Source organism: Pseudomonas sp. RV120224-01b (assembly GCF_003208145.1).
GTDB lineage: Bacteria > Pseudomonadota > Gammaproteobacteria > Pseudomonadales > Pseudomonadaceae > Aquipseudomonas > Aquipseudomonas monteilii.
On record NZ_QKMQ01000005.1, the window covers coordinates 197,182 to 222,340 of the forward strand.

Annotated in this window: 22 protein-coding genes; 18 read left to right on the forward strand and 4 right to left on the reverse strand. The window is 61.8% G+C overall.

All coding sequences use genetic code 11. The annotated features are described in order from the left end of the window. Positions 1–7: 7 nt before the first annotated feature. Entirely contained in the window at positions 8–2,143 is a 2,136-nt protein-coding gene (locus N436_RS10945; RefSeq protein ID WP_110741010.1) for a TonB-dependent siderophore receptor, read from the reverse strand. A gap of 223 nt (positions 2,144–2,366) precedes the next feature. Beyond that, positions 2,367–3,257, reverse strand: a complete 891-nt coding sequence (locus N436_RS10950) for a universal stress protein (RefSeq protein WP_019096261.1) — start codon at positions 3,255–3,257, stop codon at positions 2,367–2,369. 141 nt (positions 3,258–3,398) lie between these two features. Between N436_RS10950 and hisN the strand changes: the two genes are divergently transcribed. Both hisN and N436_RS10960 read left to right on the forward strand, forming a co-directional pair. Further along, entirely contained in the window at positions 3,399–4,190 is a 792-nt protein-coding gene (gene hisN, locus N436_RS10955) for a histidinol-phosphatase (protein WP_110741011.1), read from the forward strand. Between the two features lie 102 nt (positions 4,191–4,292). Next, positions 4,293–5,024 (forward strand): hypothetical protein, encoded by a 732-nt coding sequence (locus N436_RS10960; protein WP_060499426.1) that lies wholly within the window; start codon positions 4,293–4,295, stop codon positions 5,022–5,024. Between the two features lie 2 nt (positions 5,025–5,026). Here the strand turns inward: N436_RS10960 and N436_RS10965 are convergent, their stop codons facing one another. Further along, the gene (locus N436_RS10965; protein WP_105948124.1) at positions 5,027–6,001 is read right to left on the reverse strand and encodes a LysR family transcriptional regulator; all 975 of its coding nucleotides are present in this window, start codon (positions 5,999–6,001) and stop codon (positions 5,027–5,029) included. A 360-nt stretch (positions 6,002–6,361) separates the two neighbouring features. Here N436_RS10965 and N436_RS10970 point away from each other — a divergent pair, with 360 nt between their 5' ends. From N436_RS10970 to N436_RS11050, 16 genes are all read left to right on the forward strand, one after another. After that, positions 6,362–7,522 (forward strand): glycine betaine/L-proline ABC transporter ATP-binding protein, encoded by a 1,161-nt coding sequence (locus N436_RS10970; RefSeq protein ID WP_105948125.1) that lies wholly within the window; start codon positions 6,362–6,364, stop codon positions 7,520–7,522. A 43-nt stretch (positions 7,523–7,565) separates the two neighbouring features. Further along, on the forward strand, positions 7,566–8,519 hold the full coding sequence (proW, locus tag N436_RS10975) for a glycine betaine/L-proline ABC transporter permease ProW (RefSeq protein ID WP_105948126.1): 954 nt from the start codon (positions 7,566–7,568) through the stop codon (positions 8,517–8,519). Positions 8,520–8,589: 70 nt separating this feature from the next. Next, the gene (proX, locus tag N436_RS10980; RefSeq protein ID WP_110741012.1) at positions 8,590–9,618 is read left to right on the forward strand and encodes a glycine betaine/L-proline ABC transporter substrate-binding protein ProX; all 1,029 of its coding nucleotides are present in this window, start codon (positions 8,590–8,592) and stop codon (positions 9,616–9,618) included. Between the two features lie 140 nt (positions 9,619–9,758). Beyond that, the gene (locus N436_RS10990; RefSeq protein ID WP_105948129.1) at positions 9,759–10,814 is read left to right on the forward strand and encodes a GlxA family transcriptional regulator; all 1,056 of its coding nucleotides are present in this window, start codon (positions 9,759–9,761) and stop codon (positions 10,812–10,814) included. A 224-nt stretch (positions 10,815–11,038) separates the two neighbouring features. Continuing rightward, the gene (gene benR / locus N436_RS10995) at positions 11,039–11,995 is read left to right on the forward strand and encodes a benABC operon transcriptional activator BenR (protein WP_110741013.1); all 957 of its coding nucleotides are present in this window, start codon (positions 11,039–11,041) and stop codon (positions 11,993–11,995) included. A 94-nt stretch (positions 11,996–12,089) separates the two neighbouring features. Then, positions 12,090–12,794: an RHS repeat-associated core domain-containing protein gene (locus N436_RS28935; protein WP_371920900.1), complete on the forward strand. Its 705-nt coding sequence runs from the start codon at positions 12,090–12,092 to the stop codon at positions 12,792–12,794. 83 nt (positions 12,795–12,877) lie between these two features. Further along, on the forward strand, positions 12,878–14,236 hold the full coding sequence (gene benA / locus N436_RS11005) for a benzoate 1,2-dioxygenase large subunit (protein WP_016715262.1): 1,359 nt from the start codon (positions 12,878–12,880) through the stop codon (positions 14,234–14,236). Beyond that, positions 14,233–14,718: a benzoate 1,2-dioxygenase small subunit gene (gene benB, locus N436_RS11010; protein ID WP_110741015.1), complete on the forward strand. Its 486-nt coding sequence runs from the start codon at positions 14,233–14,235 to the stop codon at positions 14,716–14,718. The genes benA and benB overlap by 4 nt, the downstream gene beginning before the upstream one ends. Before the next feature lie 72 nt (positions 14,719–14,790). After that, positions 14,791–15,801 (forward strand): benzoate 1,2-dioxygenase electron transfer component BenC, encoded by a 1,011-nt coding sequence (gene benC, locus N436_RS11015; RefSeq protein ID WP_105948133.1) that lies wholly within the window; start codon positions 14,791–14,793, stop codon positions 15,799–15,801. Between the two features lie 163 nt (positions 15,802–15,964). After that, a complete protein-coding gene (locus N436_RS11020; protein ID WP_019096256.1) occupies positions 15,965–16,726 on the forward strand; it encodes a 1,6-dihydroxycyclohexa-2,4-diene-1-carboxylate dehydrogenase in 762 nt (253 codons plus the stop codon). A gap of 57 nt (positions 16,727–16,783) precedes the next feature. Continuing rightward, entirely contained in the window at positions 16,784–18,112 is a 1,329-nt protein-coding gene (locus N436_RS11025) for an aromatic acid/H+ symport family MFS transporter (RefSeq protein WP_110741016.1), read from the forward strand. A gap of 54 nt (positions 18,113–18,166) precedes the next feature. Next, complete coding sequence (locus N436_RS11030; protein WP_110741017.1) at positions 18,167–19,366, forward strand: benzoate/H(+) symporter BenE family transporter; 1,200 nt, start codon at positions 18,167–18,169, stop codon at positions 19,364–19,366. Positions 19,367–19,420: 54 nt separating this feature from the next. Then, positions 19,421–20,671, forward strand: a complete 1,251-nt coding sequence (locus N436_RS11035; RefSeq protein WP_105948136.1) for an OprD family porin — start codon at positions 19,421–19,423, stop codon at positions 20,669–20,671. A gap of 74 nt (positions 20,672–20,745) precedes the next feature. Then, positions 20,746–21,816, forward strand: coding sequence for a metal-dependent hydrolase (locus N436_RS11040; protein ID WP_110741018.1), 1,071 nt, complete (start codon positions 20,746–20,748; stop codon positions 21,814–21,816). Between the two features lie 71 nt (positions 21,817–21,887). Continuing rightward, positions 21,888–22,799, forward strand: coding sequence for a LysR family transcriptional regulator (locus N436_RS11045; RefSeq protein WP_110741019.1), 912 nt, complete (start codon positions 21,888–21,890; stop codon positions 22,797–22,799). A gap of 100 nt (positions 22,800–22,899) precedes the next feature. Continuing rightward, positions 22,900–23,880 (forward strand): LLM class flavin-dependent oxidoreductase, encoded by a 981-nt coding sequence (locus N436_RS11050; protein ID WP_060709998.1) that lies wholly within the window; start codon positions 22,900–22,902, stop codon positions 23,878–23,880. Between the two features lie 87 nt (positions 23,881–23,967). Here N436_RS11050 and N436_RS11055 read toward each other — a convergent pair whose 3' ends face one another. Next, a complete protein-coding gene (locus tag N436_RS11055) occupies positions 23,968–25,065 on the reverse strand; it encodes an alkene reductase (protein WP_105948140.1) in 1,098 nt (365 codons plus the stop codon). Between the last annotated feature and the right edge of the window lie 94 nt (positions 25,066–25,159).

The window sequence follows — 25,159 nt, forward strand, 5'->3', positions numbered from 1 at the left end:
ACACCCGTCAGAAGGTATACGAAACCCCAGCCTGCACTGTCCGAGGCGCCCCCGGATACACATAGCTGTTGAACGCCCCCTCGTCATAGCCTTTGTTGAACACGTTCTTCACATCCAGGTTCAGACGGACGTGTTCGTTGACCTGGTAGAAGCTCAGCAAGTCGACCACGGTGTATTGCTCCATGGTGTAGGTCGTCGCGGCGGTCTGGCCTTGACGATCATCCACATACTTTACGCCAACGCCCAGGCCCAGCCCCTTGGCCAAGCCATCCTGGAATTCATACGTGTTGAGCAGGCTGAAGCTGTTGCGCGGGATGTTTGCCAGGCGCGTGCCGGTCGGCAGGCTGGTGTCCTTGGTGACTTGGGCATCCACGTACGAATAGCCACCAATCACCCGCCACTCAGGCGTGATGTTGCCGGCAACGTTGATGTCCAGGCCACGGCTGCGCACTTCGCCGGCTGCGATCTTGTAGGTGCCAGTTGGGTCACTGGGATCGTTGGCCAGTACGTTTTCCTTGACGATGTGGTAGATCGCCGCGTCAACGCTCAACTGGCGATCAAGTGCCTCCCATTTCACACCCAGCTCGTAGGACTTGCCTTTCTCCGGGTCGAATCCCCCACCGCTGGCCGGGGTTCCGGTATTGGGCTTGAACGACCGGGCCGTGTTGGCATAGACCGCGACGGTATCGGTCAGGTCATACAGCAGGCCGAACCGCGGGGTTACACCGTTCTCGCCTTTATCGAAGTCACCCGCACTGTTGAGCTTGTTGACGTAGTCATGTTCAAAGCGTTCAAAGCGCACACCTGCCAAGGCTTTAAGGCGCTCGGTCAGGGCAACCTGGTCCTGAACGAAGAATGCCCAGGTCTTGAGGTTTTCCTTGTCATGCGTGGTGGTGCGGTTCAGGGCCGGGCGCGCCTGGTCGTACACCGGGTCGAACAAGTCGATGGTGTAATCAGTCGCGCTGCCGCCTGAGCGCTGGATGATCGAATTGTAATCGTAGTCTTCATACTCGACACCGGTCAGCAGGGTATGGCTGAAACCACCGGTGTCGAAGTGCCCGGTCAGGTTCAACTGGTAGTCGCGGTCACGCCATTTCAGCTTGCGGTAGTTGAAGTTACGCCCCAGGGTACGGCCATCGGCCTGCAGGGTGTTGGCTTCGATGGCGTTGCCCTTGAGGGTACCGTCCAGCCACTGCATGCCGCCGCCCAGGGTCCAGTCATCATTGAGCGCATGCTCGAAACGCAACTGCGCCATGTTGTTATCGTTGTGCAGCATGTTGTCGCTGCCTTTGCCCCAGATGTTGGTATCGCGCGAGGCGCTGCCAGCCTGGTTGGTGTAACGCGTCAGCCCGCGGTCAAGCGGGTGGTTGTTACGCATGAAGTCGCCTTCAAAGACGATTTTGGTCGCATCGTTCACCTGCCAGCTCAGCACCGGCGCGACGTTGTAGCGTTCGCTTTCGACGTTGTCGCGGAAGCTGTCGCCACCTTCGCCCAACACATTCAGGCGATAGGCCAGGCTACCGTCCTGGTTCAAGGCACCGGTGGCGTCGAGGGTGGCGCGGTGCATGCCCTGATCGTCGAACTGGCTGCCCAGGGTTACCTGCTGTTCAGCCTGCGGCTGTTTGGTAACCACATTGAAGGTGCCGCCGGGGTCGCCACGGCCGTACAGGCTGCTGGCTGGGCCGCGGATCACTTCCAGACGCTCGACGCTGTTGGCATCAGGCGCATTCGGGTAACCGCGGTTCATCGGGAAGCCGTTGCGGTAGTACTCGCCAGTGGTGAAACCGCGGACAGTGACCGTGGTCAGGCCCTGCCCGCCAAAGTTGTTGGCGCGGCCCACACCACCGGCATAGTCCAGGGCGTCTTGCAGGCGGGTGCTGGCCGTATCGGTCAACACATCCTTGGGCACCACGCTGACCGACTGCGGCGTTTCGTGCAGCGCCGTGTCGGTGCGGGTGGCGCTGGCCGAGCGGGTGGCCTTGTAGCCAACGACCGGGCCATCGGCGCGTTCGCTGTCGGCGTTGCTGGTGATGTTCAAAGCCTGGAGTTCAATCTGGGCAGGGTCGCTGAGCGGTTCGGGCTCGGCAAAGGCCAGCGGGGAGACAGCATGAAGCACACAAAGCGAAACGAACGTGCGACGCATCGACGGTACGATCCTGGAGTAAGGCGCTGAGGGAGAGGGTGGGGAAGCGTCGCGAAATTACTACGAATCATTATCAAATGCATTCTTTTTGTGTGGCACTGGTGTACCAAATACCAACCAGTGAAATTCACACCGGCCTCTACGCGGGTAACCCGCTCCCACAGTTGATATTCCTGAGGGAGCGGGTTTGCCCACGAAGCGGCCGGTTCAGGTATACCAGAACTCAGTGAACGGCCTTGATCGCCAGCACATTACACAACGGATGCTCCAGTACATGGGCCGTGGTCCCACCCAGGAACGTCTGCATCGCGTCATGCCGGTGGCTGCCCATGACAATCACATCGGCCCGGCTGTGGCCGACAAACTGGGCAATCGCCCTGATCGCTGCCCCTTCCAGGAAGTGCCTGCGCTCCAGCGGAATCTGATGATGGTCACCCAGGCGGTTGAACGCGGCCCGCTGCGCGGTACGCACGCTGCTGTCGAAGCCAGGCATGGTTACCGTACCTGCACCGAAATCGGCGATATGGGTCTTGGCTGCATCGCACACATGCAGCAGATGGAGCTCGCCGTTGCATTGCAGCGCCAGGGCATGGGCAGTCTGTATGACCTGTTCATCCAGGTGTTCGCCTGCACCGTGGCTGTTCAGGTCCACCGCTGCAGCAATCTGCCGGGGCAAGGGCAGGCGGATGTCGCTCACCAGGTGTACAGCGACCGGACTGTCCTTGAGCAGTTGCCAGTCCAGGGGCGTGACCAGCAGGCGTTTGAGAATCGGTTCGTGCTGCACGTCCTTGACCAGCAGGTCGCAACCCAGCCGCTCGACCCGCTCCAGCACACTGCCCAGCGGGTCGCGGGTCAACAACAGTTCGGTCGACACGTCCAGGCCGGCATCGCCCAACTGTTCGGCCTCATCCGCCAGCCATTGGCGGTTGTCACTGAGCAGCCGCTCACGTTCGCGACCATCGCTCATCAAGCCAAAGGTGTCGACATCATCGACGAACACGTTGATATCCAGCAGTGCACCGCTGGACTCCGCCAGCGCCGCTGCGCGTTGCAGCGCGGGTGTATGGCGCATTTGCGGGCCAAGCATGACGAACAAACGCTTGAACTGGCTCATCTCACACCTCCACGTGTGGCAGCCCCCCGGTGATCTGGTCTTGTTCAGTCTAGTTCGCCTCAGGCTGCATGAGCGGCAGGCTGGCGATGCTCGTTGTGTCGGGTATGATGCTGCCCCTAATCATTGTCCTGAGGCCGTCCCATGTCCCTGAGTGCTGAACAGATCGGTGAATTCCGCACCTTCGCCGAGCAGCTGGCCGATGCCGCCGCGGTGGCGATCAAGCCTTATTTCCGTGCCAGCCTGGCTGTCGAGGACAAGGGCGGGCGCCTGTACGACCCTGTCACCGTGGCCGACAAGGCGGCCGAGGACGCCATGCGCGAGCTGGTCCAGGCCCGCTACCCCGACCACGGTATTCTGGGTGAGGAAGCGGGTGTCGCCGTCGGCAGCAGCCCGCTGACCTGGGTGCTCGACCCGATTGATGGCACCCGTGCCTTCATCACCGGCCTGCCGCTGTGGGGGACGTTGATCGCCCTGAATGACGGCGAACGGCCGGTTGTGGGGGTGATGAACCAGCCGTTCACCGGCGAACGCTTTGTCGGCACCCCTGAAGGCGCCTGGCGCAGCGGCACGTCGCTGCAAACCCGTGCCTGCGCCGACCTGGCCTCGGCCACGCTGATGTGCACCACCCCCGACATGTTCGATTCCGCCGAGCGCAAGGCTGCGTTCGAGGCCGTTGCCGGTCAGGCGCGGTTGATGCGTTATGGCGGTGATTGCTATGCCTACTGCATGCTGGCTTCGGGGTTTGTCGATGTGATCGTGGAGGCCAGCCTGCAGCCGTATGACGTGCAGGCACTGATGCCGATCATTGAAGGGGCGGGTGGTGTGATCACTGCGTGGGACGGCAGCTCGGCGCAGAATGGTGGTTGCGTGGTGGCATGTGGTGACCCGGCGTTGCATGCGCAGGTGGTGGAGATGTTGCGCCACGCCATGTAGTTGAAAATCCCCAACCACTGCACTTTTTCCGTTTTCGGAGCTCTATGCTTGGCCAGGCTGCCTTGACCCCCAAGGCAGCCGCCGAATATCGACCCGGTGCCGATGGTTGCAAGCTACCCAAGTTTCTTCTCCCGCCTGCTGCTGGCAGGCGCCCTCACATGCCTGTGCGCCTGCACCCAGGAGCAAGGCCGTGACATCGTTAATCAGTTCGGCAACGGCAAACCCAGCGAGCTGTTCCAGACCAGCGTCGACCGCATGGCCACGCTGTCCATGCGTGACAACCTGCAAAGCCTGTACCTGCTGATGAACAAGCTGTACCAGCGCAATCCCAACCAGTGGAAAATGTCTGGCTACATCGACGCCGCCACCGCCGAGCGGCAGATCCGCATGGCCATCGAGCAACGCCAGCCATTGCCGCAACTGGGCAACCGCCGTGACCTGGCGGCATTGAGCTACGCCCTGAGCCCGGAGTTTCGCGGTGATCGCGTTGGCGCCTTTATTTACGCCATCGGCAGCATGCTGATTACCGCGCATGGTGGGCGTACCGAGTTTTACATGACCGATACCATCGACCCGCTATTCGTTAACAACGCGGCGCGCAATATCGAGAAGGCAACCTGGATGCTCAGCCAGCGCCAGGACGCGAATGGGGTATTGCTGCTGTTCTCCAATGAAATTTCGGAAGAGGGCAGCAACCTCAGTTTTGCCGTGGAGTTCGGTAAAATCGTGGCCCGACTGGACTTGCTGGCGGAACTCCTGGACGAGCGTTACCGGCGGATTGGCCTGAACTACGCGCAAAGCTTGTTGTTAATGAATTTTCTGCCGGTGCAATGAGTTCAGCGCAATGACTCCAGCAACGGCTGAAACTCGTCCAGCAACCAGTCCCGCAACCGCCGGCAACTGGAGTCATGTTCCTTGTCTTCATTGAACGCCAGGAAGTGAAAGGTATCTTTCAACACCAGTTCTTGCTCCACAGGCCGCACCAGCAGCCCTTGCACCACCAGCGGTGCAATCAAGTGATGCCAGCCCAACGCCACTCCTTGGCTGCCCAGTGCCAGCTGTACCAACAGGTTGTAGTCATTGGCATTGAAAAAGTGCGGCGCGGTGTTGGCGCGGCTTTTCAGGTCGATGTCATGAAAGGCCAGCCACACGTTCCAGTCCACATGCTCGGCAACCTGCGAGCGGCCATAGGGGCTGAGGTTCAGCAAGGTGCCATCGCGCAGCCCTTGCAGGGTGCGTATTTCGGGGTGCTGCGCCAGGTAGTGCGGTGTGCACACCGGGTAGATCACGTCATGGTTGAGCGGGTGCGAGCTGTAGCCCGCCTGCACCTTGCCGATTTTGGTGATGTAGATATCCGGGCGTACCCCAGGCTCCATCGACAGGAAGTTCTGTGTGGTGACCAGGTTGATGTCGATGTCCGGGTTTTCGTCGAAGAACTTTGGCATGCGCGGCCCCAGCCACAGCGCGGCAAACGCCGGCGAGCAACACAGGGTGACGACGTGTTTGGTGTTGGTGTTGCTGCGGATGCGCTCGGCCGCCTGGGAGATGTTGACGAACGACAACTGCACCGCATCGAAGAAGATCGAGCCCGCCACGGTCAGCTCCACCGCGCGACCGACACGGGCAAACAGCTCTGCCCCCAGGTAGGTTTCCAGCTCACGAATCTGCCGGCTGACCGCAGCCTGCGTCACGCAGAGCGCCTCGGCGGCGCGGGTGAAGTTCTGGTACTTGGCGGCGGCGACGAAGACTTTGACCGCGCGCAGCGAGGGCATCTTGATCAGCGTCTGATCGGGTTCGGAGTGTCTGACCATGGGGTGGGGCGAGGTCCTTCGTCTTAGCCAGGTAGATCACTCTAGCCTGTTCAAGGCGCGCAGGTAAATGCGCAGGGCTCTGGCGCCGGGCTCAGGGGCCGATTGATAACTTCAGGTAATGGTTAGCGCCATACAAATGTCGTTGGACCCGCTCTGGTGCAGGGCCTAACGTTAAACCCACGGCGCGACATTCGAGACATCGAGGTCGAACAATTTTTTGAAGCAGGATTTTCTGCGTGCCGGTTTTGACTCACGTTCGAATTTGAACGGACTGCCAAGCGTACTCGCACTGATCTCTACCCGCCTTATTGAAAGTGCGATGTTGAAAGATTGGTTAATAAGCATAATAAAGAGGGTCGTATGAGCCATGCCGATGAGATTCTTTCGGTAAACAATATCTTCAAGGTGTTCGGTCCCAACCCGGACATGGCCATGGAGATGCTCCGCAAGGGCGCCGACAAGAACGAAATCTTCAGCAAGACCGGCCACGTCGTCGGCGTGTTCGATGCAAGCTTTTCCGTCAAGCGTGGCGAGATCTTCGTCATCATGGGCCTTTCCGGTTCGGGCAAATCGACCATGGTGCGGCTGTTCAACCGCCTGATCGAGCCGACCTCCGGCAGCATTCACCTCAACGGCAAGGAAATCACCGGGCTCTCCGACAAAGCCCTGCTGGACGTGCGCCGCAAGGAAATGGGCATGGTGTTCCAGTCCTTTGCGCTGATGCCGCACATGAGCGTGCTGGAAAACACCGCGTTCGGCCTGGAAATCGCCGGCGTGGCGGAAGCCGAGCGCCACAGCCGCGCCCGAGAAGCCTTGAGCCAGGTTGGGCTGGCTGGCCATGAGCACAGCTACCCGCACCAGTTGTCTGGCGGCATGCAGCAACGCGTGGGCCTGGCCAGGGCGCTGGCCAACGACCCGGCAATCTTGCTGATGGACGAGGCGTTCTCAGCCCTCGACCCGCTGATCCGCAGCGAGATGCAAGGCGAGCTGATTCGCCTGCAGGCCGAGCAGCAGCGCACCATCATCTTCATTTCCCACGACATCGAGGAAGCCATCCGGATTGGCCATCGCATCGCGATCATGGAAGGCGGCCGGGTGGTGCAGATCGGCACCCCGCAAGAGCTGATCAACCAGCCCGCCAACGATTACGTGCGCACCTTCTTCAAAAGCTTCGACAGCTCAAGGGTGCTCAAGGCCGGCGATGTGGCCAGGTTCGACCCTGCCGTGGTGTGCAAGGTCAACGGCAAGGCCCCGAGCTTCCAGGCCGGCGTGCCGTTCGGCTACCTGGTCGATGACCGCGGGCAGTTGCTGGGCGTGGTCGACACCGACGCCAACGGCGCATCCGCCAGTGACCGCTACAGCCTGCACGAGCAGTGCCCGGTGTACACCGACACGCCGCTGCACGAGGTGCTGGGTATTGCAGCCAACCTGCCATATCCGGTCCCGGTGCTCGACCGCCAAGGTGCCTTCAAGGGCACGCTGTCGAAGAACGAGCTGCTGCAGACCCTGAGCCGCCACTAAAACAAGAAGCGCCCGTAGCGTTTACTAAAAGAGGTAAGCCCTCATGTCCGAATTCAGCCTTCTCGACCCGTTCCAGGCGGCCACCATCCCCTTGGGTGACTGGGTCACCGCTACCCTGAATTTCCTGGTGCACAACTTCCGAGAGGTGTTCCGCGCCATTCGCTGGCCCATCGACCAGGTGCTCAATGGCATCGAATTCACCCTGCAGAGCATCCCTCCCACCATCGGCATCATCCTCTCGTCGTTGCTGGGTTGGCAATTGGCGGGCAAGCGCATGGCCTTGCTGTGTTTCGTCACCCTGACCCTGCTGGGCCTGATCGGTGTGTGGGCCGAGTCGATGACCACCCTGGCGCTGGTACTGACCTCGGTGTTCTTCTGCGCGCTCATCGGCATCCCGTTGGGCATCCTGTGTGCCCGCAGTGACCGCATGGAGCGGGTCATCCGCCCGCTGCTCGATGCCATGCAGACCCTGCCGGCCTTCGTTTACCTGGTGCCGGTGGTGATGCTGTTCGGCATCGGCAACGTGCCAGGGGTGCTGGTGACCATCGTGTTCGCGTTGCCACCACTGGTGCGCTTGACCAACCTCGGTATCCGCCAGGTGCCGGAAGACAAGATCGAGGCCGCCCGCGCTTTTGGCTGCACCCCACGGCAGATGCTGACCCGCGTGCAGCTGCCGCTGGCCACCTCGACCATCATGGCCGGCCTCAACCAGACCCTGATGCTGTCACTGTCGATGGTGGTGATCGCCTCGATGATTTCGGTCGGCGGCCTGGGCCAGATGGTACTGCGCGGCATCGGCCGCCTGGACATGGGCCTGGCCACGGTCGGCGGCGTAGGCCTGGTATTGCTGGCGATTTTCCTCGACCGCCTGACCCAGGCCATGGGCGCCCGCACCAGCGCCGACCCAAGCCTGCGCTGGTACCACACAGGCCCCGTAGGCGTGGTGATGCGCCTGTGTGGCGCTGGGCAACCGCAAGGGCGGCGCAAGACCGCCTGAGCACAGCAAGACTTTTGAGACGTTCGATCTGCCGCACTTGAAGATAAAAATCAGAAGAAGGTAAGCGACGATGTACGAATCCAAGTTCTCCCGCAGCATCCTCAAATGCGCCACGGCGCTGACCTTGGTCGCCGCAGCGCAGGGCGCCCACGCCTCGGCGGAAAAGCCGGGTGATGGCGTGAAGGTGACGCCCATCTTCCCCTCCATCGCTGAAGAGCGCTTCCGTGGCGAAGTGGCCATGGAGGGCCTGCGCGAGCTGGGCTACAAGGTTCAGGAGCCGAAGGAGACCGAGTACGGCGTGATGATGGTGGCCCTCGCCAATGGCGATGCCGATTTCACCGTGCACCTGTGGGACAAGCTGCACAACCAGTTCTACCAGCAGGCCGGTGGTGACGACGTGATGGTCAAGACCGGCGACATTCTGCCGGGAGTGGCCCAAGGCTACCTGATCGACAAGAAAACTGCCGACCAGTACAACATCAAGTACATCACCGACCTTAAAAAGCCCGAGATCGCCAAGCTGTTCGACACCGACGGTGACGGCAAGGCCGACATGACCGGTTGCAACCCGGGGTGGGGTTGCGAGCTGGTGATTGCCCACCACATGAAGGCCTACGACCTGGACAAGAGCATCACCGTCAACCAGGGCTCGTACTTCGCGCTGATGGCCGACACCATCACCCGTTACAAGGAAGGCAAGCCGATCTTCTACTTCACCTGGGTGCCACAGTGGATCGCCAGCGTGCTGGTGGAGGGCAAGGACGTGGTCTGGCTGGAAGTACCGAAGACCGACCTGCCGGATGGCAAGAATGATGTCGACACGATGTACCACGGCAAGAACCTCGGCTTTGCCATCGACAAGGTGGTGGCCGTGCTGAACAAGGACTTTGCCGAAAAGAACCCGGCAGCGCTGAAGTTCCTGTCGCTGGTACAGATCAGCACCGACGACGAGAGCAACCAGAACCTGAAGATGCAGCAGGGCGAGAAGAAGCCTGCCGACATCACCCGCCATGCCAAGGAATGGGTTGCCGCCCACCGCCAGCAGTTTGACCAGTGGCTGCAAGCGTCGCGTGACGCTGCGGCCCAGTCCGGCAAGTAACCTGATCCATCAGCGTTGGCCTCTTCGCGGGCTTGCCCGCTCCCACAGGTCCGCCACAGGTTTTGAAAACTGTGCAAGGCCTGTGGGAGCGGGCGAGCCCGCGAAGAAACCAACGCGATTTCCGCTGTTGAGTTAAGACCATGAGCCACTTCGAAAGCATCCTCAAGAACACCAACCTTGCCCACCTGGACCCTGCCTTGCGCACCTCGCTGTCAATGCCGTGCCAGCGCGTGGCCTTCGTACTGCGCGAGCACTTCTCCATGATGGCGTTCACCGCCGCCATGGACAGCCTGGTCACCGCCAACCTGATGAGCGCCACGCCGCTGTTCCAGATCCAGGTAGTGGGCGAGGGCGAGCAGGTAATGAGCGACCTGGGCATCGCCCTGCCGGTCAACACCCAGCTGGCCGACCTTGAGGTACAAGGCCTCGACTGGCTGCTGGTATGTGGTGGCTTTCGCGTAAGGCTGGAAACCGCGCCACTGCTGCGCGCCAAGTTGCGCCAGGCTGACCAGCACGGCTGCCAGCTGGGCGGGTTGTGGAACGGCGCTTACTTCCTGGCCGAGGCCGGCCTGCTCAACGATCACGACTGCGCCTTCCACCCCGATGGCCGGGCGATGATGAACGAACTGTTCCCCAAAGTACGTATCAGCCGTCAAGCCCATGTGCTGGACCGTCGCCGCATGAGCTGTGCCGGGGCCAGCAGTGCGCTGGACATGATGCTGGCGCTGCTCGAACACTGCGGTGGCGCGCCGCTGCGCCGGGCGGTCGAGCAGATGCTGGCCTGTGACCGTTCGCGGGTAATGAGTGACGCCCCGGCCAGCGCGCCGGAAATCGACCCCAGCCTGCCCAAGGGCGTGCGCCTTGCGCTGGAGCTGATGCACGCCAATATAGAAGACCCGATTGGCATCGATGAGATCGCCGAGCACGCAGGGTTGTCCCGTCGGCACCTGGAACGGTTGTTCCGCCGCCATGTACAGGCCACGCCGCCACGGTATTATCTGGAGCTGCGCCTGACCCATGCGCGGCAGTTGTTGCAGCACACCAGCAAGTCGTTGACCGAAGTGGCGGTGGCCAGCGGGTTTGTCAGTTTCCCGCATTTTTACCGGCGGTTTCGTGAACTGTTTGCCATTGCCCCGCGCCAATACCGGGCACGGAGTCAGGGGTGGGCAGGTCGGCAGGAAATTACTGTTCGATAGCCGAACATATTTATTACCCTCACTGTCCGCTATCCGCCCATCCATTGCCAAAGCCGCATTGCCCAACCCCCGCCTTTTTGCTGTAGTGTGCCTATCCGCCGGTTGTCACCTGCCCTCATCACCCCACAACCGGCCCGATAGAATGACCGTGACGACCGCAACCACAGCCCACAAGGCCGTAGGAAGCGGCGACCAGAACAATAACGATACCGAGTGCCTTGCCTATGGAAAGCCGCCTGCTGAGCGAGCGCAGTAGCGTGTTTCATCACGCCGACCCCTATGCTGTGTCCGATTATGTGAACCAGCATGTAGGCCAGCATTGCATCGGTCTGTCGCGCACCACCCATCCTCAAGCCAGCCTCAGCCACCGCAAGTTCGCCGAACTCGACCTGTGCCGCATCAGCTACGGCGGCAGTGTCCGGGTTACCTCGCCAGCACTGGAAACCATCTACCACCTGCAAGTGTTGCTCAACGGCAACTGCCTGTGGCGCGGGCACAAGCGCGAGCAGCACCTGGTGCCGGGCGAGCTGCTGTTGATCAACCCGGACGACCCGGTTGACCTGACCTATTCGGAAGACTGCGAGAAGTTCATCCTCAAGGTGCCCACCCGGCTGCTGGACTCGATCTGTGATGAGCAACGCTGGCACCGGCCAGAAGGCGGGGTGCGGTTCCTGCGTAACCATTACCGACTGGATGAACTGGACGGGTTCGTGAACCTATTGGCCATGGTTTGCCATGAAGCGGAAGTGACCGATTCGCTACCTCGGGTGCAGGGGCACTATAGCCAGATTGTCGCCAGCAAATTGTTGACCCTGATGAGCACCAATATCCGCCGCGAAAGCCTGAGCGCTCCGCAAGCAGGCCTTGAGCGCATTCTTGATTACATTGAGCGCAATCTGAAGCTAGAGCTGTCGGCTGAGGTGCTGGCAGAGCAGGCCTGCATGAGTTTGCGTTCGTTGTATGCGCTGTTTGATCAGCACCTGGGTACCACGCCCAAGCATTACGTGCGCCAGCGCAAGCTGGAGCGGGTGCATGCGTGTCTAAATGACCCGACTTGTGGGGTGCGCAGTGTGACAGAGCTTGCTCTGGATTATGGCTTCCTGCATCTGGGCCGGTTTTCTGAAGTGTACCGGCAGCAGTTTGGTGAGCTGCCTTCGCAGACGTTCAAGCGGCGGGGGTGACGCGCGCCAGCTTGGGCACCTGATATTTCTGCCAGTTGTTTGCACTTCATGCGCAAGCCACCCTTGGGTTTATCTCGGGAAAAGGGTGGCAATCATGCCGACTTCATTGCAGTACGCCGTTTATGGGTACGATGGATTTGATCAATTCGCGCTAGTGCTGCGCTTCAGCGGGCAGAGAAAAGAATCTGCCACAGGATACTACTTGCTGGGGAATGGATACCGTGCGTTCAATCCGGTTTTGATGAGATTCCACAACCCTGACAGTTTGAGCCCAATGGGTGCTGGAGGATTAAATTGCTACGCCTACTGTGGCGGGGATCCTGTTAATAATACTGACCCAACCGGTCACATTCTGCTGCCGAGTATCAGGCCCAAGGCAGGAAACGCTAAAGGCGGATACAGCTTCAATCCAGACTTCAAGACCAGCACTCTTGAGCGCCGTGTGGTGAGCCCGAGCACGGTAGCTACGGTGAATGCATTAGGCCGTGGTTACGGCTCTCAAATTGAGCCGATTCTTAACGCTCCTGTCTGGACTGATCCGGAAAAATTACTGGTGCAAGGAACGACACTCAAGGTGTCTAGCAATTATGGCGAAAATTTGAAGCGGGCTGCCGGTTTGAGCGTTGATTCAGCTGCAACCCCAATAGGTTCTCAAAGCGATTTGATGGAGGCGCTCAACGTGCTCGCTCCGCTCAACGATAAAATGCAAGCAGCCGAAACCCACTTTCCACGAGTCAGTTGGCTTCATGATCCCAAACGAATTGTTCCCGCAGTAAGAAGGCCGCATACCGCTGGATAGCACTCTGCACAATCCGGATAGTCCCCCGCCAGTCGTCTCCCTAACCTGACCAGGTCTAAACAATAACAAGGGAGACCCTGGCCATGTCCCTGGGATTCGACTACCTCAATGCCATGCTTGAGGACGACCGTGAAAAGGGCATCTACCGCTGCAAGCGCGAGATGTTCACCGACCCACGCCTGTTCGATCTGGAGATGAAACACATCTTCGAGGGCAACTGGATCTACCTGGCGCACGAAAGCCAGATCCCCGAAAAGAACGACTTCCTCACCCTGACCATGGGGCGCCAGCCGATTTTCATCGCGCGCAACAAGGACGGTGAGCTCAATGCCTTCCTCAACGCCTGCAGCCACCGAGGCGCCATGCTGTGCCGGCACAAGCGCGGCAACCGTTCCAGCTACACCTGCCCGTTCCACGGCTGGACGTTCAACAACAGCGGCAAACTGCTGAAGGTGAAAGACCCAAGCAACGCCGGCTACCCCGACAGCTTCAACTGCGACGGCTCCCACGACCTGACCAAGGTGGCCCGTTTCGAGTCGTACCGAGGCTTTTTGTTCGGCAGCCTGAACGCCGATGTAAAACCGCTGGTAGAACACCTGGGCGAGTCGGCCAAGATCATCGACATGATCGTCGACCAGTCGCCAGAAGGCCTGGAAGTGCTGCGCGGTGCCAGCTCGTACATCTACGAAGGCAACTGGAAGCTCACCGCCGAGAACGGCGCCGACGGCTACCACGTCAGCTCCGTGCACTGGAACTACGCCGCTACCCAGAACCAGCGCAAGCAGCGTGAAGCCGGTGACGAGATCAAGACCATGAGCGCCGGTTCCTGGGCCAAACAGGGCGGGGGCTTCTATTCCTTCGACCACGGCCACCTGCTGCTGTGGACCCGCTGGGCCAACCCGGAAGACCGCCCGGCCTACGAGCGCCGTGACCAGCTGGCTGCCGACTTCGGCCAGGCCCGTGCCGACTGGATGATCGAGAACTCGCGCAACCTGTGCCTGTACCCGAACGTGTACCTGATGGACCAGTTCAGCTCGCAGATCCGCGTTGCCCGGCCGATTTCGGTGAACAAGACCGAAATCACCATCTACTGCATCGCGCCCAAAGGCGAGAGCGCCGATGCCCGCGCCAAGCGCATTCGCCAGTACGAAGACTTCTTCAACGTCAGCGGCATGGCCACCCCGGACGATCTGGAAGAGTTCCGCTCCTGCCAGACCGGCTACGGCGGCGGCACTGGCTGGAACGACATGTCCCGTGGCGCGAAGCACTGGGTCGAAGGCGCCGATGAAGCGGCTAAAGAGATCGAGCTCCATCCGCTGCTGTCTGGCGTGCGCACCGAGGACGAAGGCCTGTTCGTGCTGCAACACAAATACTGGCAGGACACCATGATCCAGGCCCTGAAGGACGAACAGCAGCTGATCCCTGTGGAGGCCGTGCAATGAGCCTGTATGAAACCGTGCGCGACTTCCTCTACCGCGAAGCGCGCTACCTGGATGACGCCCAGTGGGACGAGTGGCTGGAGCTGTACGCCAGCGACGCCAGCTTCTGGATGCCGAGCTGGGATGACGATGACACCCTCACCGAAGACCCACAAAGCGAAATCTCGCTGATCTGGTACGGCAACCGTGGCGGCCTGGAAGACCGCGTGTTCCGTATCAAGACCGAGCGCTCCAGTGCGACCGTGCCGGATACCCGCACCTCGCACAACATCAGCAACATCGAGATCGTCGAGCAAGGCGAGGGCAGCTGCCAGGTGCGTTTCAACTGGCACACCCTGAGCTTCCGCTACAAGACCACCGACAGTTACTTCGGCACCAGCTTCTACACCCTCGACCTGCGCGGCGAGCAGCCGCTGATCAAGGCCAAGAAGGTGGTGCTGAAGAACGACTACGTGCGCCAGGTCATCGACATCTACCACATCTGATACAGGGTTTTGCGAGCATTGCCCGGTGCGTCCTGCGACGCGCCGTGGGCCGGCTCGCCCGCGAGGTGCAACATGAGCTACCAGATCGCACTGAATTTCGAAGACGGGGTTACCCGTTTCATTGAAGCCACCGGCTATGAAACCGTGGCAGACGCTGCTTACCGCCAAGGCATCAACATCCCGCTGGACTGTCGCGATGGCGCCTGCGGCACCTGCAAATGCAAGGCCGAATCCGGCCGCTACGACCTGGGCGACAACTTCATCGAAGATGCCCTCAACGAAGACGAAATTGCCGAAGGCTACGTACTGACCTGCCAAATGCGCGCCGAAAGCGACTGCGTCATCCGCATTCCGGCTTCGTCGCAGCTGTGCAAGACCGAACAGGCCAGCTTCGAGGCGGCCATCAGCGATGTACGCCAGCTGTCGGCCAGCACCATTGCCCTGTCGATCAAGGGCGAGGCCCTCAGCCGCCTGGCCTTCCTGCCGGGGCAGTACGTCAACCTCAAGGTGCCGGGCAGCGAGCAGAGCCGCGCCTATTCGTTCAGTTCGTTGCAGAAGGACGGCGAAGTCAGCTTCCTGATCCGCAACGTGCCGGGTGGTTTGATGAGCAGTTTCCTCACCAACCTGGCCAAGGCCGGCGACAGCATGAGCCTGGCGGGGCCGTTGGGCAGCTTCTACCTGCGGCCTATCCAGCGCCCGCTGTTGCTGCTGGCTGGCGGCACTGGTCTGGCCCCGTTCACCGCGATGTTGGAAAGGATCGCCGAGCAGGGCAGTGAACACCCGCTGCATCTGATCTATGGCGTGACCAATGACTTCGACCTGGTTGAACTGGATCGTCTGCAAGCGTTGGCTGCACGAATTCCCAACTTCACCTACAGCGCCTGCGTAGCCAACCCGGACAGCCAGTACCCGCAGAAGGGCTATGTGACCCAGCACATCGAGCCGCGCCACCTGAACGATGGCGATGTGGACCTGTACCTGTGCGGCCCGCCTCCGATGGTGGAAGCGGTCAGCCAGTACGTACGTGATCAGGGCATTACCCCGGCCAACTTCTACTACGAGAAGTTCGCGGCAGCGGCCTGATGGATCGTCGGGGCCGCTTTGCGGCCCTTTCGCGACACAAGGCCGCTCCCACAAGTAAGCCGCAAGCCTGTGCCAAACACGGTACCCGTGGGAGCGGCCTTGCGTCGCGATGGAGGGCGCAGCCCTCCCAATTGCCATTAACCGGGTCATGCAGGAGAAACACATGAACAACAGATTCCAAGGCAAGGTCGCCCTGGTCACCGGTGCCGCACAAGGCATCGGACGGGGCGTGTGCTGGCGGCTGAAGGCCGAAGGCGCGCAAGTGGTGGCGGTAGACCGTTCCGAACTGGTCCACGAGCTGGCCGGCGAGGGCATGCTCACACTCACCGCCGACCTCGAACAACACGCCGACTGCGCCCGTGTCATGGCCAGTGCAGTGGAAACCTTCGGCCGCCTCGACATCCTGGTCAACAACGTCGGCGGCACCATCTGGGCCAAGCCCTTCGAGCACTACGAAGTCGAACAGATCGAGGCCGAAGTGCGGCGCTCACTGTTCCCTACCCTGTGGTGCTGCCATGCCGCGCTGCCCTACATGCTCGAACGCGGTAGCGGCGCCATCGTCAACGTCTCGTCCATCGCCACCCGTGGCGTCAACCGCGTGCCTTATGGCGCGGCCAAGGGCGGCGTCAACGCGCTCACCGCGTGCCTGGCCTTTGAAACCGCTGGCCGTGGCATCCGTGTCAATGCTACCGCGCCCGGCGGCACCGAAGCGCCACCCCGTCGCGTGCCACGCAACAGCGCCGAGCAAAGCGAACAGGAAAAACACTGGTACCAGCAGATCGTCGACCAGACCCTCGACAGCAGCCTGATGCACCGCTACGGCAGCATCGACGAGCAAGTGGGCGCGATTCTGTTCCTTGCCTCTGACGAAGCCTCATACATCACCGGCGTGACCTTGCCGGTAGGAGGCGGCGACCTCGGCTGAGCAGCAACCTCAAGGCAACAGCTTTCCCTCACAACAAAAACAAGAGCGACAGATGCCATGCGAACCCTTGACGTACACCCGATCATCGATAACGCGCGCTTTACCCCGTTCCACTGGATGGTCATGGCCTGGTGCGGCCTGCTGCTGATCTTCGACGGCTATGACCTGTTCATCTACGGCGTGGTACTGCCGGTCATCATGAAAGAGTGGGGGCTTACCCCGTTGCAGGCCGGTGCGCTGGGCAGCTACGCGCTGTTCGGCATGATGTTCGGCGCCTTGGCATTCGGTAGCCTGGCCGACCGTATCGGGCGCAAGAAGGGCATTGCCATCTGTTTCGCCTTGTTCTCGGGGGCAACCATTCTCAATGGCTTTGCCAGCAGCCCGAGCGAGTTCGGCATCTACCGTTTCATCGCCGGCCTGGGCTGCGGCGGCCTGATGCCCAACGCCGTGGCACTGATGAACGAATATGCGCCCAAGCGCCTGCGCAGCACGCTGGTGGCAATCATGTTCAGTGGCTACTCGCTGGGCGGCATGCTGTCGGCAGGCGTAGGCATTTTCATGCTGCCGCGCTTTGGTTGGGAGTCGATGTTCTTTGCCGCTGCCGTGCCACTGCTGCTGTTGCCGGTGATTCTCTACTACCTGCCTGAATCGATCGGCTTCCTGGTGCGCCAGGGCCGCACCGAAGAAGCTCGCAAACTGTTGAAACGGCTGGACCCGGAATGCGATGTACAGGCGGATGACGTGTTGCAGGCCGCTGACCGCAAGGGCAGTGGGGCATCGGTGCTGGAGCTGTTCCGCAATGGCCTGGCCATACGCACACTGGCGTTGTGGCTGGCGTTTTTCTGCTGCCTGCTGATGGTCTATGCACTCAGTTCCTGGCTGCCGAAACTGATGGCCAACGCGGGCTACAGCCTGGGTTCGAGCCTGTCGTTCCTGCTGGCGCTGAACTTTGGCGGCATGGCCGGGGCAATTCTGGGCGGCTGGCTGGGCGACCGCTACAACCTGGTCAAGGTGAAGGTGGCGTTCTTCATTGCCGCTGCGCTGTCGATCAGCCTGCTGGGGGTGAACAGCCCGATGCCGGTGCTTTACCTGCTGATCTTCATTGCTGGCGCCACCACCATCGGCACGCAGATCCTGCTGTATGCCGGCGCTGCGCAAATGTATGGGCTGTCGGTGCGCTCCACCGGCCTGGGCTGGGCCTCGGGCATTGGGCGTAACGGCGCCATCGTCGGCCCGCTGCTGGGCGGCGCACTGATGGGCATCAACCTGCCGCTGCAACTCAACTTCATCGCGTTCGCCATCCCTGGCGCAATTGCTGCGCTGGCCATGGCCGTGCACCTGGCCAGTGGCCGTCGGCACGCCCAGGCCCTTGCGGCGCAGGCGTAACCCGAAGAACAAGCGCCGGGCACCGCGCCCGGCCAATGCCTTGCCAGAGGTGCCATGAAAACCCTGATCAAGGACAGCTCGCTGTCCGCCATCGTCGCTGGCTGCATCGCCACGATGATCTCCTACGCAGGCCCGTTGGTGATCATCTTCCACGCCGCCGAAGCCGCCGGCCTGTCCCACCAACAGTTGTCATCCTGGGTCTGGGCCGTGTCCATGGGCAGCGCCGTGCTCGGCGCGCTGCTCAGCCTGCGCTACCGGGTACCTGTGGTGATCGCCTGGTCGATTCCAGGTTCCGCGCTGCTGGTCACCGCTTTGCCGCAACTCGGCCTGGAGCAGGCCGTGGGGGCTTACCTGGTGGCCAATCTGGTTCTGCTGATGATCGGCATCAGCGGGGCCTTCGACCGCATTATCGCCCGCCTGCCGGGCTCCATCGCTGCCGGCATGCAGGCGGGCATTCTGTTCAGCTTCGGCATCGAAGTGTTCCGCGCCCTGCCAGTGCAGCCGCTGCTGGTGCTGGCGATGTTCGTTACCTACGTGCTGATGCGCCGGCTACAGCCACGCTATGCGGTGGCGGCGGTGCTGTGCGTGGGCACCCTGGTGACCGTTGCCAGCGGGGCGTTTCGCAGCGATGCACTGGTGCTGGAACTGGCTTCGCCACAGTGGGTCACGCCGCAGTTCAGCCTTTCGGCGGTATTCAGCCTGGCCTTGCCAATGGTGCTGGTGGCGCTCACCGGGCAGTTCATGCCAGGCATGGCGGTACTGCGCAACGCCGGCTACGCCACACCCGCCAGCCCGTTGATCAGCGCCAGTGCCCTGGCTGGAGCGCTGCTGGCGCCGTTCGGCTGCCACGGGCTGAACCTGGCGGCGGTCACCGCCAGCCTGTGCACCGGCCATGAATCCCATGAAAACCCGAGGCGGCGTTATGTGGCGGCGGTGGCTGGCAGTGCGCTGTACCTGCTGCTGGGCATTGCCGGCGCCACGTTGATGTCGCTGTTCGCCGCCTTTCCTGCTGCGCTGATCGCTGCCCTGGCCGGTTTGGCCCTGTATGGCGCCATCAGCGAGGCCCTGGCCCGCAGCCTGGCAGAGCCGGCCGAGCGCGACGCCGGGCTGTTCACCTTCCTGGTCACCGCTTCGGGGGTGGCATTCCTGGGGCTGTCAGCGGCGTTCTGGGGGCTGCTGTTCGGCCTGCTGGCCCACGCGCTGCTCAGGTTGCATCGGCCACGTGCCCGGGAGGTGCTGCGCCGTACCCCATGAACTGCCGTGTTCCCAACGCTTTACCCATAAAAACAAGATCAAGAGAGCTTCGGAATGAATCACACCCCTTGTGTCGCCCTGGGCCTGACTTTGCTCAGCCAACCGCTGCTGGCTGCCGAAGGCGGCTTCTTCGAGGACTCGAAGGCCACCCTGAGTGCCCGCAACTACTATTTCAGCCGCGATTTCTCTGACATCGTCGGGGCCAACAAGCAGTCCAAGGCCGAGGAGTGGGCCCAGGGCTTCATCCTCGACTTCAAGTCGGGCTACACCCCCGGTACCGTCGGTTTTGGCGTGGACGCGCTGGGCCTGCTGGGTATCAAGCTCGACAGCAGCCCCGACCGGGCCAATACCGGCCTGCTGCCGGTGCATGGCGATGGCCGTGCCGCCGACGAGTACAGCCGCCTGGCGCCCACCTTCAAGGCCCGCCTGTCGAAGACCGAACTGCGCATCGGTGAACTGCAACCCAACCTGCCGGTACTGACGTTCAGTGATATCCGCCTGTTGCCGCCGACTTACCAGGGCGCCAGTTTGAGTTCGTCGGAAATCGACGGGCTGACCTTGCAGGCCGGCCACCTGAAAAGCACTCACCTGCGCAACGAAGGCGGCGACGGCAAGATGAACGCCATGCTCGGCCATGTGCCGATGCGCCAGGCCGAAAGCGATGCCTTCAACTACGTGGGCGGCGACTATGCGTTCAACGCCAACCAGAGCAGCGTCAGCCTGTGGTACGGGCAGTTGGAAGACATCTATGAACAAGGTTTTATCGGCCTGAAGCACAGTAAGCCAGTAGGGGACTGGGTGCTTAGCGCAAACCTGGGCTATTTCACCGCGCGTGAGGATGGTGATGCGCTGCTGGGCAATATCGACAACCAGGCGTTCTTCTCGATGTTCACCGCCCGGCATGGCGGGCACAGCTTCCATGCCGGCTACCAGGGCATTTATGGCGATAGCCCGTTCCCTCGGGTATTCGCCAACATTTCGCCGTTGGGTAACGAGGTGCCGACGTATGAGTTTGCCTACACCGATGAGCGCTCGTACCAGGTGCGCTACGACTACAACTTCGCCGCCCTGGGCGTACCGGGCCTGACGGCGACTGTGCGGTACATAACCGGTAACAATGTCGATACCGGGCTGGGTTACGAAGGGCGGGATCGCGAACGTGACCTGGACATTGGCTATGCAGTGCAGAGCGGCGTGCTGAAGGGGCTGGGGATTCGGGTGAGGAACGCCATGGCACGCTCCAATTACCGCAGTGACATCGACGAAAACCGCCTGACGTTGGTGTACACCTGGCAGCTGTTCTGAGCCAGCCAAGGGAATTGCGCACCGAGGTCGTATGAAGGTAGCTTGCGCAAATATCCCTTTCAGGAGCGCGACCCTTGGACTCCATCACCCAAGCCGTACTCGGCGCGGCCCTGCAGGGTACCGTGCTTGGCCGCATCCAGGGGCGGCGCGCGTTGCTGTATGGCGCTGCGCTGGGCACGCTGCCCGACCTGGACGTGATCATCCGCTACGCCGACCCGGTGTCGCAGATGACCTACCACCGCGGGTTCTCCCACTCGCTGTTCGTGCTTACCGGGCTGGCCTTGCTACTGGCCTGGCTGGTCCACAAATGCTGGCCTGGCAAGGGTTACACCTTGTCCAGGTTGTTCGTGGCGTTCTGGCTGGTACTGGTTACTCACCCGTTGCTGGATGCCTTCACGGTTTATGGCACGCAGTTGTTCTGGCCACTGCAAGTCACCCCGCAAAGCTGGGCGGCGGTGTTCATCATCGACCCGGTCTACACCTTGCCGCTGCTGGCGGCGGTTATCTACGCCATCTTCAAGGGGGTGACCGCAAAGGCGACACGTCTGCTGACCTTGGCGCTGGTGTTCAGTACCACTTACCTGGGTTTCGGCCTTGCCGGGCGTATGGCGGCGGAGCAGCGCTTCCAGGCGGCGCTGGATCAGCAAGGCATTGTCGCCAGTGAAGTGCGCGCCGTGCCGATCGCTTTCAATAGTCTGGTCTGGCGCGTACTGGCCAAGACCCCAGAGGGTGATTACTACGAGGGCATCAGCAGCGGGCTCGACCGGCAAGCGCCTGAAATGCAGCGTTTGCCGCGTAATCTGCCGCTGGCGAAAGCACTGGCAGGAAGCCCTTTGCACCAGCGTTTGCGCTGGTTTACCGATGACTGGCTGCGCTACGACCAGGTGGGCGACGCGCTGGTAGTGACCGACTTGCGCATGGGCATTCCTGGCAACTACACCTTCCGTTTCAACATGGCCCACCGTGACCGCCAGGGGCACTGGGTTGCCGACGTACCTTCGCGGTGGCAAGGCAGCGGGCCTGGCTCGATGTTCAACGGTAATGACCTGCGTTTGATCTGGCGGCGTATTGTCGACCAGCAGCCACCACTGCCGTTGGCCACCTGGACTGACGCGTACATGAGGCCAGCCCCGAACACGCCCTAGCCAGCCTGTGGCCTTGCATTAGCTGGCTTCGGCCCCATTTATGCCGGTTCGATGACTCCAGGAACCCGCTCATGGAACCCAACCGCTTCGGCGACATTGCCGCCTTTGTGAGTGCCGCCAAGGCTGGCAGCTTCACCGCTGCCGCCGCCAGCCTTGGCCTGACGCGTTCGGCGGTGGGCAAAAGCATCGCCCGCCTGGAAGCGCGCATGGCTGTGCGCCTACTTAACCGCACCACGCGCAAGCTGAGCTTGACCGACGAAGGCCTGGTGGCCTTTGAGCGCTGGCGGCAGATTCTGGATGACCTGGATGAGGTGGAAAGCACCATGGCCCAGCGCCGGGGCAAGCCCACGGGCACCCTGCGAATGACCGCGCCGCTGTCACTCGGCCAACGCCATGTATTGCCAATCCTCGACCGATACCTCAAGCAATGGCCCGAACTGCGTGCAGACATTCGCTTCACCGACCGCTTCGTCGACCTGGTCGAGGAAGGCATAGACGTTGCCGTACGCATCGGTGCCCCCAAGGAAGACTCACAGCTGCTGACCCGCACAGTGGCCTGGCAGCAGTTCGTGACCTGTGCCTCGCCGGCCTACCTTGAGAAGCGCGGCGTACCGCAAGTGCCCGGCGACCTCTATGGCCACGACAAAATCGCCTTCCTCGCGGGCGAGAAGGCCATGCCCTGGCGTTTTCACACCGAAGCGGGGCTGCACCTGTGCGAAGACCCCGGCCGTTTGAACATCGACAGTTCCGAAGCCATGCTCGACGGCGCCCGCGCAGGCTTCGGGCTGATTCACCTGCCCACCTACATCACCGGTGACGACTTGCGCGCCGGCACGTTGGTAGAAGTGCTGCAGGCGTATCGGCCGCCGGCAGACCCGATCCGCATCGTCTACCCAAGCAAACGCCATTTGTCCCCGCGCGTACGCGGCTTTATCGATTTGTTGGTGGCTAGCTGGGAACCGGACGTGCCTTGGGAATACTGATTGGGGAATGCCAGGCCCCTATACCGGGCCTGAACCTGGGTTTATCGCTGGCGGCGCAGCAGGGAAACTGGCAGCCACTGATAATCCCTCTGGAGACCCCATGACTGCACTGTCCGTACTGGATCTGGTCATGATCGGCGAAGGCAAGACCTTCGCCGACGCGATCGAAGAGTCCCGCCAGCTGGCGCGGCATGTCGAGCAACAGCACTACAGCCGCTACTGGATTGCCGAACACCATGACATGCCAGGCATCGGCTCAGCGGCCACTTCGCTGGTGATCAACGAAATCGCCAACGCCACCCGGCACATCCGTGTTGGCGCGGGTGGCATCATGTTGCCCAACCATGCGCCGTTGGTGATAGCCGAGCAGTTCGGCACCCTCGATACCTTGCACCCGGGCCGTATCGACCTGGGCCTGGGCCGTGCGCCAGGCACTTCCGGGCCGACCGTACGTGCCTTGCGCGGTGCCGCGCCAGAACGTGACTTCAGCCAGGACATCGCCGAACTGCGTGACTACCTGGCCGACAACGGCAAGCGCCGGGTGCGTGGCGTGCCAGGCAGCCACGAGGTGCCGGTGTGGATCCTTGGCTCCAGCCTGTTCGGCGCCGACCTGGCGGCGAAGCTGGGCCTGCCGTACGCCTTCGCTTCGCACTTTGCGCCGCGTTACCTGCTGCAGGCGATTGCCCACTATCGCGCCAACTTCCAGCCTTCGGCGCAGTTGGCCAAGCCTTATGTGATGGTAGGCATGAACCTGTTCGCCGCCGCCAGTGATGCCGAGGCAGATTACCTGGCCAGTTCCCATCGCAAATGGATGCTGGACCTGCACGTCGGGCGCTTTGGTTTGTTGCCCAAGCCGCAGGAGGGTTATGTGCAACGCCTGCCTGAGCATGAGCGCGCAGTGCTGGAGCAGGTGATGGCCTGCACCGTGGCGGGTGGGCCTGAGCGAGTGAGGGAAGGGCTGCGCTCGCTGATCGAGCAGACCGGGGCGGATGAGCTGATGATCGATTGCCGCATCCATGACCCGCTGGCGCGGCAGCGGTCGCATGCCTATGCGGCGCAGGCGCTGGCAGAGCTGGGTTAAAGCTACCGGCCTCTTCGCCGGTTTACACGCGAAGAGGCCGGCATTGGCAACAAAAAACGGGAGCCCATAAGGGCTCCCGTTTCTGCATCAAGCCTGCTTCAGGAACGGATAATCCGTATACCCTTCAGGCCCATTGGCATAGTCGAACTGCGCCCGGTGCTCGTTCAACGGCGCCTGCAGCCGCAGCCGCTCGACCAGGTCCGGGTTGGCGATGTAACTGCGCCCGAACGCCACGGCATCGATCAGGCCACGCCCGATCAGGTCTTCGCCTTTCTCGGCGGTGTAAGCACCGGCCGCGATGATTACGCCCGGATAAGCCGCGCGGATTGCCTGGCGGAATTCGTCACGCAATGGCTTGCCACCGGCCCAGTCAGGCTCGGAGAGGTGCAGGTAGGCGAGGTTGCGCTTGGCCAGCTCGCGGATCAGATACAGGCCGGCGGCTTCCTGGTCTTCGCCATTGTCCACGCCATTGAAACCACCCAACGGGAACACGCGGATGCCGACGCGCTCGGCGCTCCAGTTGGCAACGGCAGCGTCCACCGCCTCCAGCACAATACGTGCGCGGTTTTCGACGCTGCCGCCGTAACGGTCTTCGCGCTGGTTGGCACTCGGGGTAAGGAACTGGTGCAGCAGGTAACCGTGGGCCGCATGCAGCTCGATGAAGTCGAACCCGGCTTCACGGGCGTTGATCGCGGCCTGGCCGAAGTCGGCAACGATACCGACAATTTCCGCTTCGCTGAGCGCCCGCGGCGCGGAGGTTTCCACGCGTATCAGGTCGCCTTGCTCGTCACGCAGGGTAGTGCGCGCACCTGCCGGAAGTGCCGAAGGGGCCACTGGCGCTTCGCCGCCAGGTTGCAGAGACGTGTGTGACACCCGCCCGGTGTGCCAGACCTGCACGGCGCTGTGGCCGCCATCGGCATGGATGCCTTCGTTGATGTGCTTCCAGGCAGCGATCTGTTCGGCGCTATGAATGCCGGGCGACCCCGAATAGCCCTTGGCCTGGAAGGAGATCTGCGTGGCTTCCGTGATGATCAGGCCAGCACTGGCGCGCTGGCGGTAGTACTCGCCCATCAGCGTGGTGGGTACATCGCCCGGCTCCAGGCTTCGCAGGCGTGTGAGGGGCGCCATGAAGACACGGTTGGGCAGGGTGAGGGGGCCAATTTGCAGCGGTTGCAAGAGTTTCATTGCAGCTCCAGAGGTGGAAAACCAATGGTGCGCACGATACCGGGGTGATTGGGGAAAGGGGGGACCGGGAGCCCGGCGCAGGGCTCCCCAATGC

Bases quoted from the DNA above. Each gene is read 5' to 3' on its own strand.
- N436_RS10945 (WP_110741010.1), bottom strand. From the start codon at position 2,143: ATGCGTCGCACGTTCGTTTCGCTTTGTGTGCTTCATGCTGTCTCCCCG.
- N436_RS10950 (WP_019096261.1), bottom strand. From the start codon at position 3,257: ATGAGCCAGTTCAAGCGTTTGTTCGTCATGCTTGGCCCGCAAATGCGC.
- hisN (WP_110741011.1), top strand. From the start codon at position 3,399: ATGTCCCTGAGTGCTGAACAGATCGGTGAATTCCGCACCTTCGCCGAG.
- N436_RS10960 (WP_060499426.1), top strand. From the start codon at position 4,293: ATGGTTGCAAGCTACCCAAGTTTCTTCTCCCGCCTGCTGCTGGCAGGC.
- N436_RS10965 (WP_105948124.1), bottom strand. From the start codon at position 6,001: ATGGTCAGACACTCCGAACCCGATCAGACGCTGATCAAGATGCCCTCG.
- N436_RS10970 (WP_105948125.1), top strand. From the start codon at position 6,362: ATGAGCCATGCCGATGAGATTCTTTCGGTAAACAATATCTTCAAGGTG.
- proW (WP_105948126.1), top strand. From the start codon at position 7,566: ATGTCCGAATTCAGCCTTCTCGACCCGTTCCAGGCGGCCACCATCCCC.
- proX (WP_110741012.1), top strand. From the start codon at position 8,590: ATGTACGAATCCAAGTTCTCCCGCAGCATCCTCAAATGCGCCACGGCG.
- N436_RS10990 (WP_105948129.1), top strand. From the start codon at position 9,759: ATGAGCCACTTCGAAAGCATCCTCAAGAACACCAACCTTGCCCACCTG.
- benR (WP_110741013.1), top strand. From the start codon at position 11,039: ATGGAAAGCCGCCTGCTGAGCGAGCGCAGTAGCGTGTTTCATCACGCC.
- N436_RS28935 (WP_371920900.1), top strand. From the start codon at position 12,090: ATGCCGACTTCATTGCAGTACGCCGTTTATGGGTACGATGGATTTGAT.
- benA (WP_016715262.1), top strand. From the start codon at position 12,878: ATGTCCCTGGGATTCGACTACCTCAATGCCATGCTTGAGGACGACCGT.
- benB (WP_110741015.1), top strand. From the start codon at position 14,233: ATGAGCCTGTATGAAACCGTGCGCGACTTCCTCTACCGCGAAGCGCGC.
- benC (WP_105948133.1), top strand. From the start codon at position 14,791: ATGAGCTACCAGATCGCACTGAATTTCGAAGACGGGGTTACCCGTTTC.
- N436_RS11020 (WP_019096256.1), top strand. From the start codon at position 15,965: ATGAACAACAGATTCCAAGGCAAGGTCGCCCTGGTCACCGGTGCCGCA.
- N436_RS11025 (WP_110741016.1), top strand. From the start codon at position 16,784: ATGCGAACCCTTGACGTACACCCGATCATCGATAACGCGCGCTTTACC.
- N436_RS11030 (WP_110741017.1), top strand. From the start codon at position 18,167: ATGAAAACCCTGATCAAGGACAGCTCGCTGTCCGCCATCGTCGCTGGC.
- N436_RS11035 (WP_105948136.1), top strand. From the start codon at position 19,421: ATGAATCACACCCCTTGTGTCGCCCTGGGCCTGACTTTGCTCAGCCAA.
- N436_RS11045 (WP_110741019.1), top strand. From the start codon at position 21,888: ATGGAACCCAACCGCTTCGGCGACATTGCCGCCTTTGTGAGTGCCGCC.
- N436_RS11050 (WP_060709998.1), top strand. From the start codon at position 22,900: ATGACTGCACTGTCCGTACTGGATCTGGTCATGATCGGCGAAGGCAAG.
- N436_RS11055 (WP_105948140.1), bottom strand. From the start codon at position 25,065: ATGAAACTCTTGCAACCGCTGCAAATTGGCCCCCTCACCCTGCCCAAC.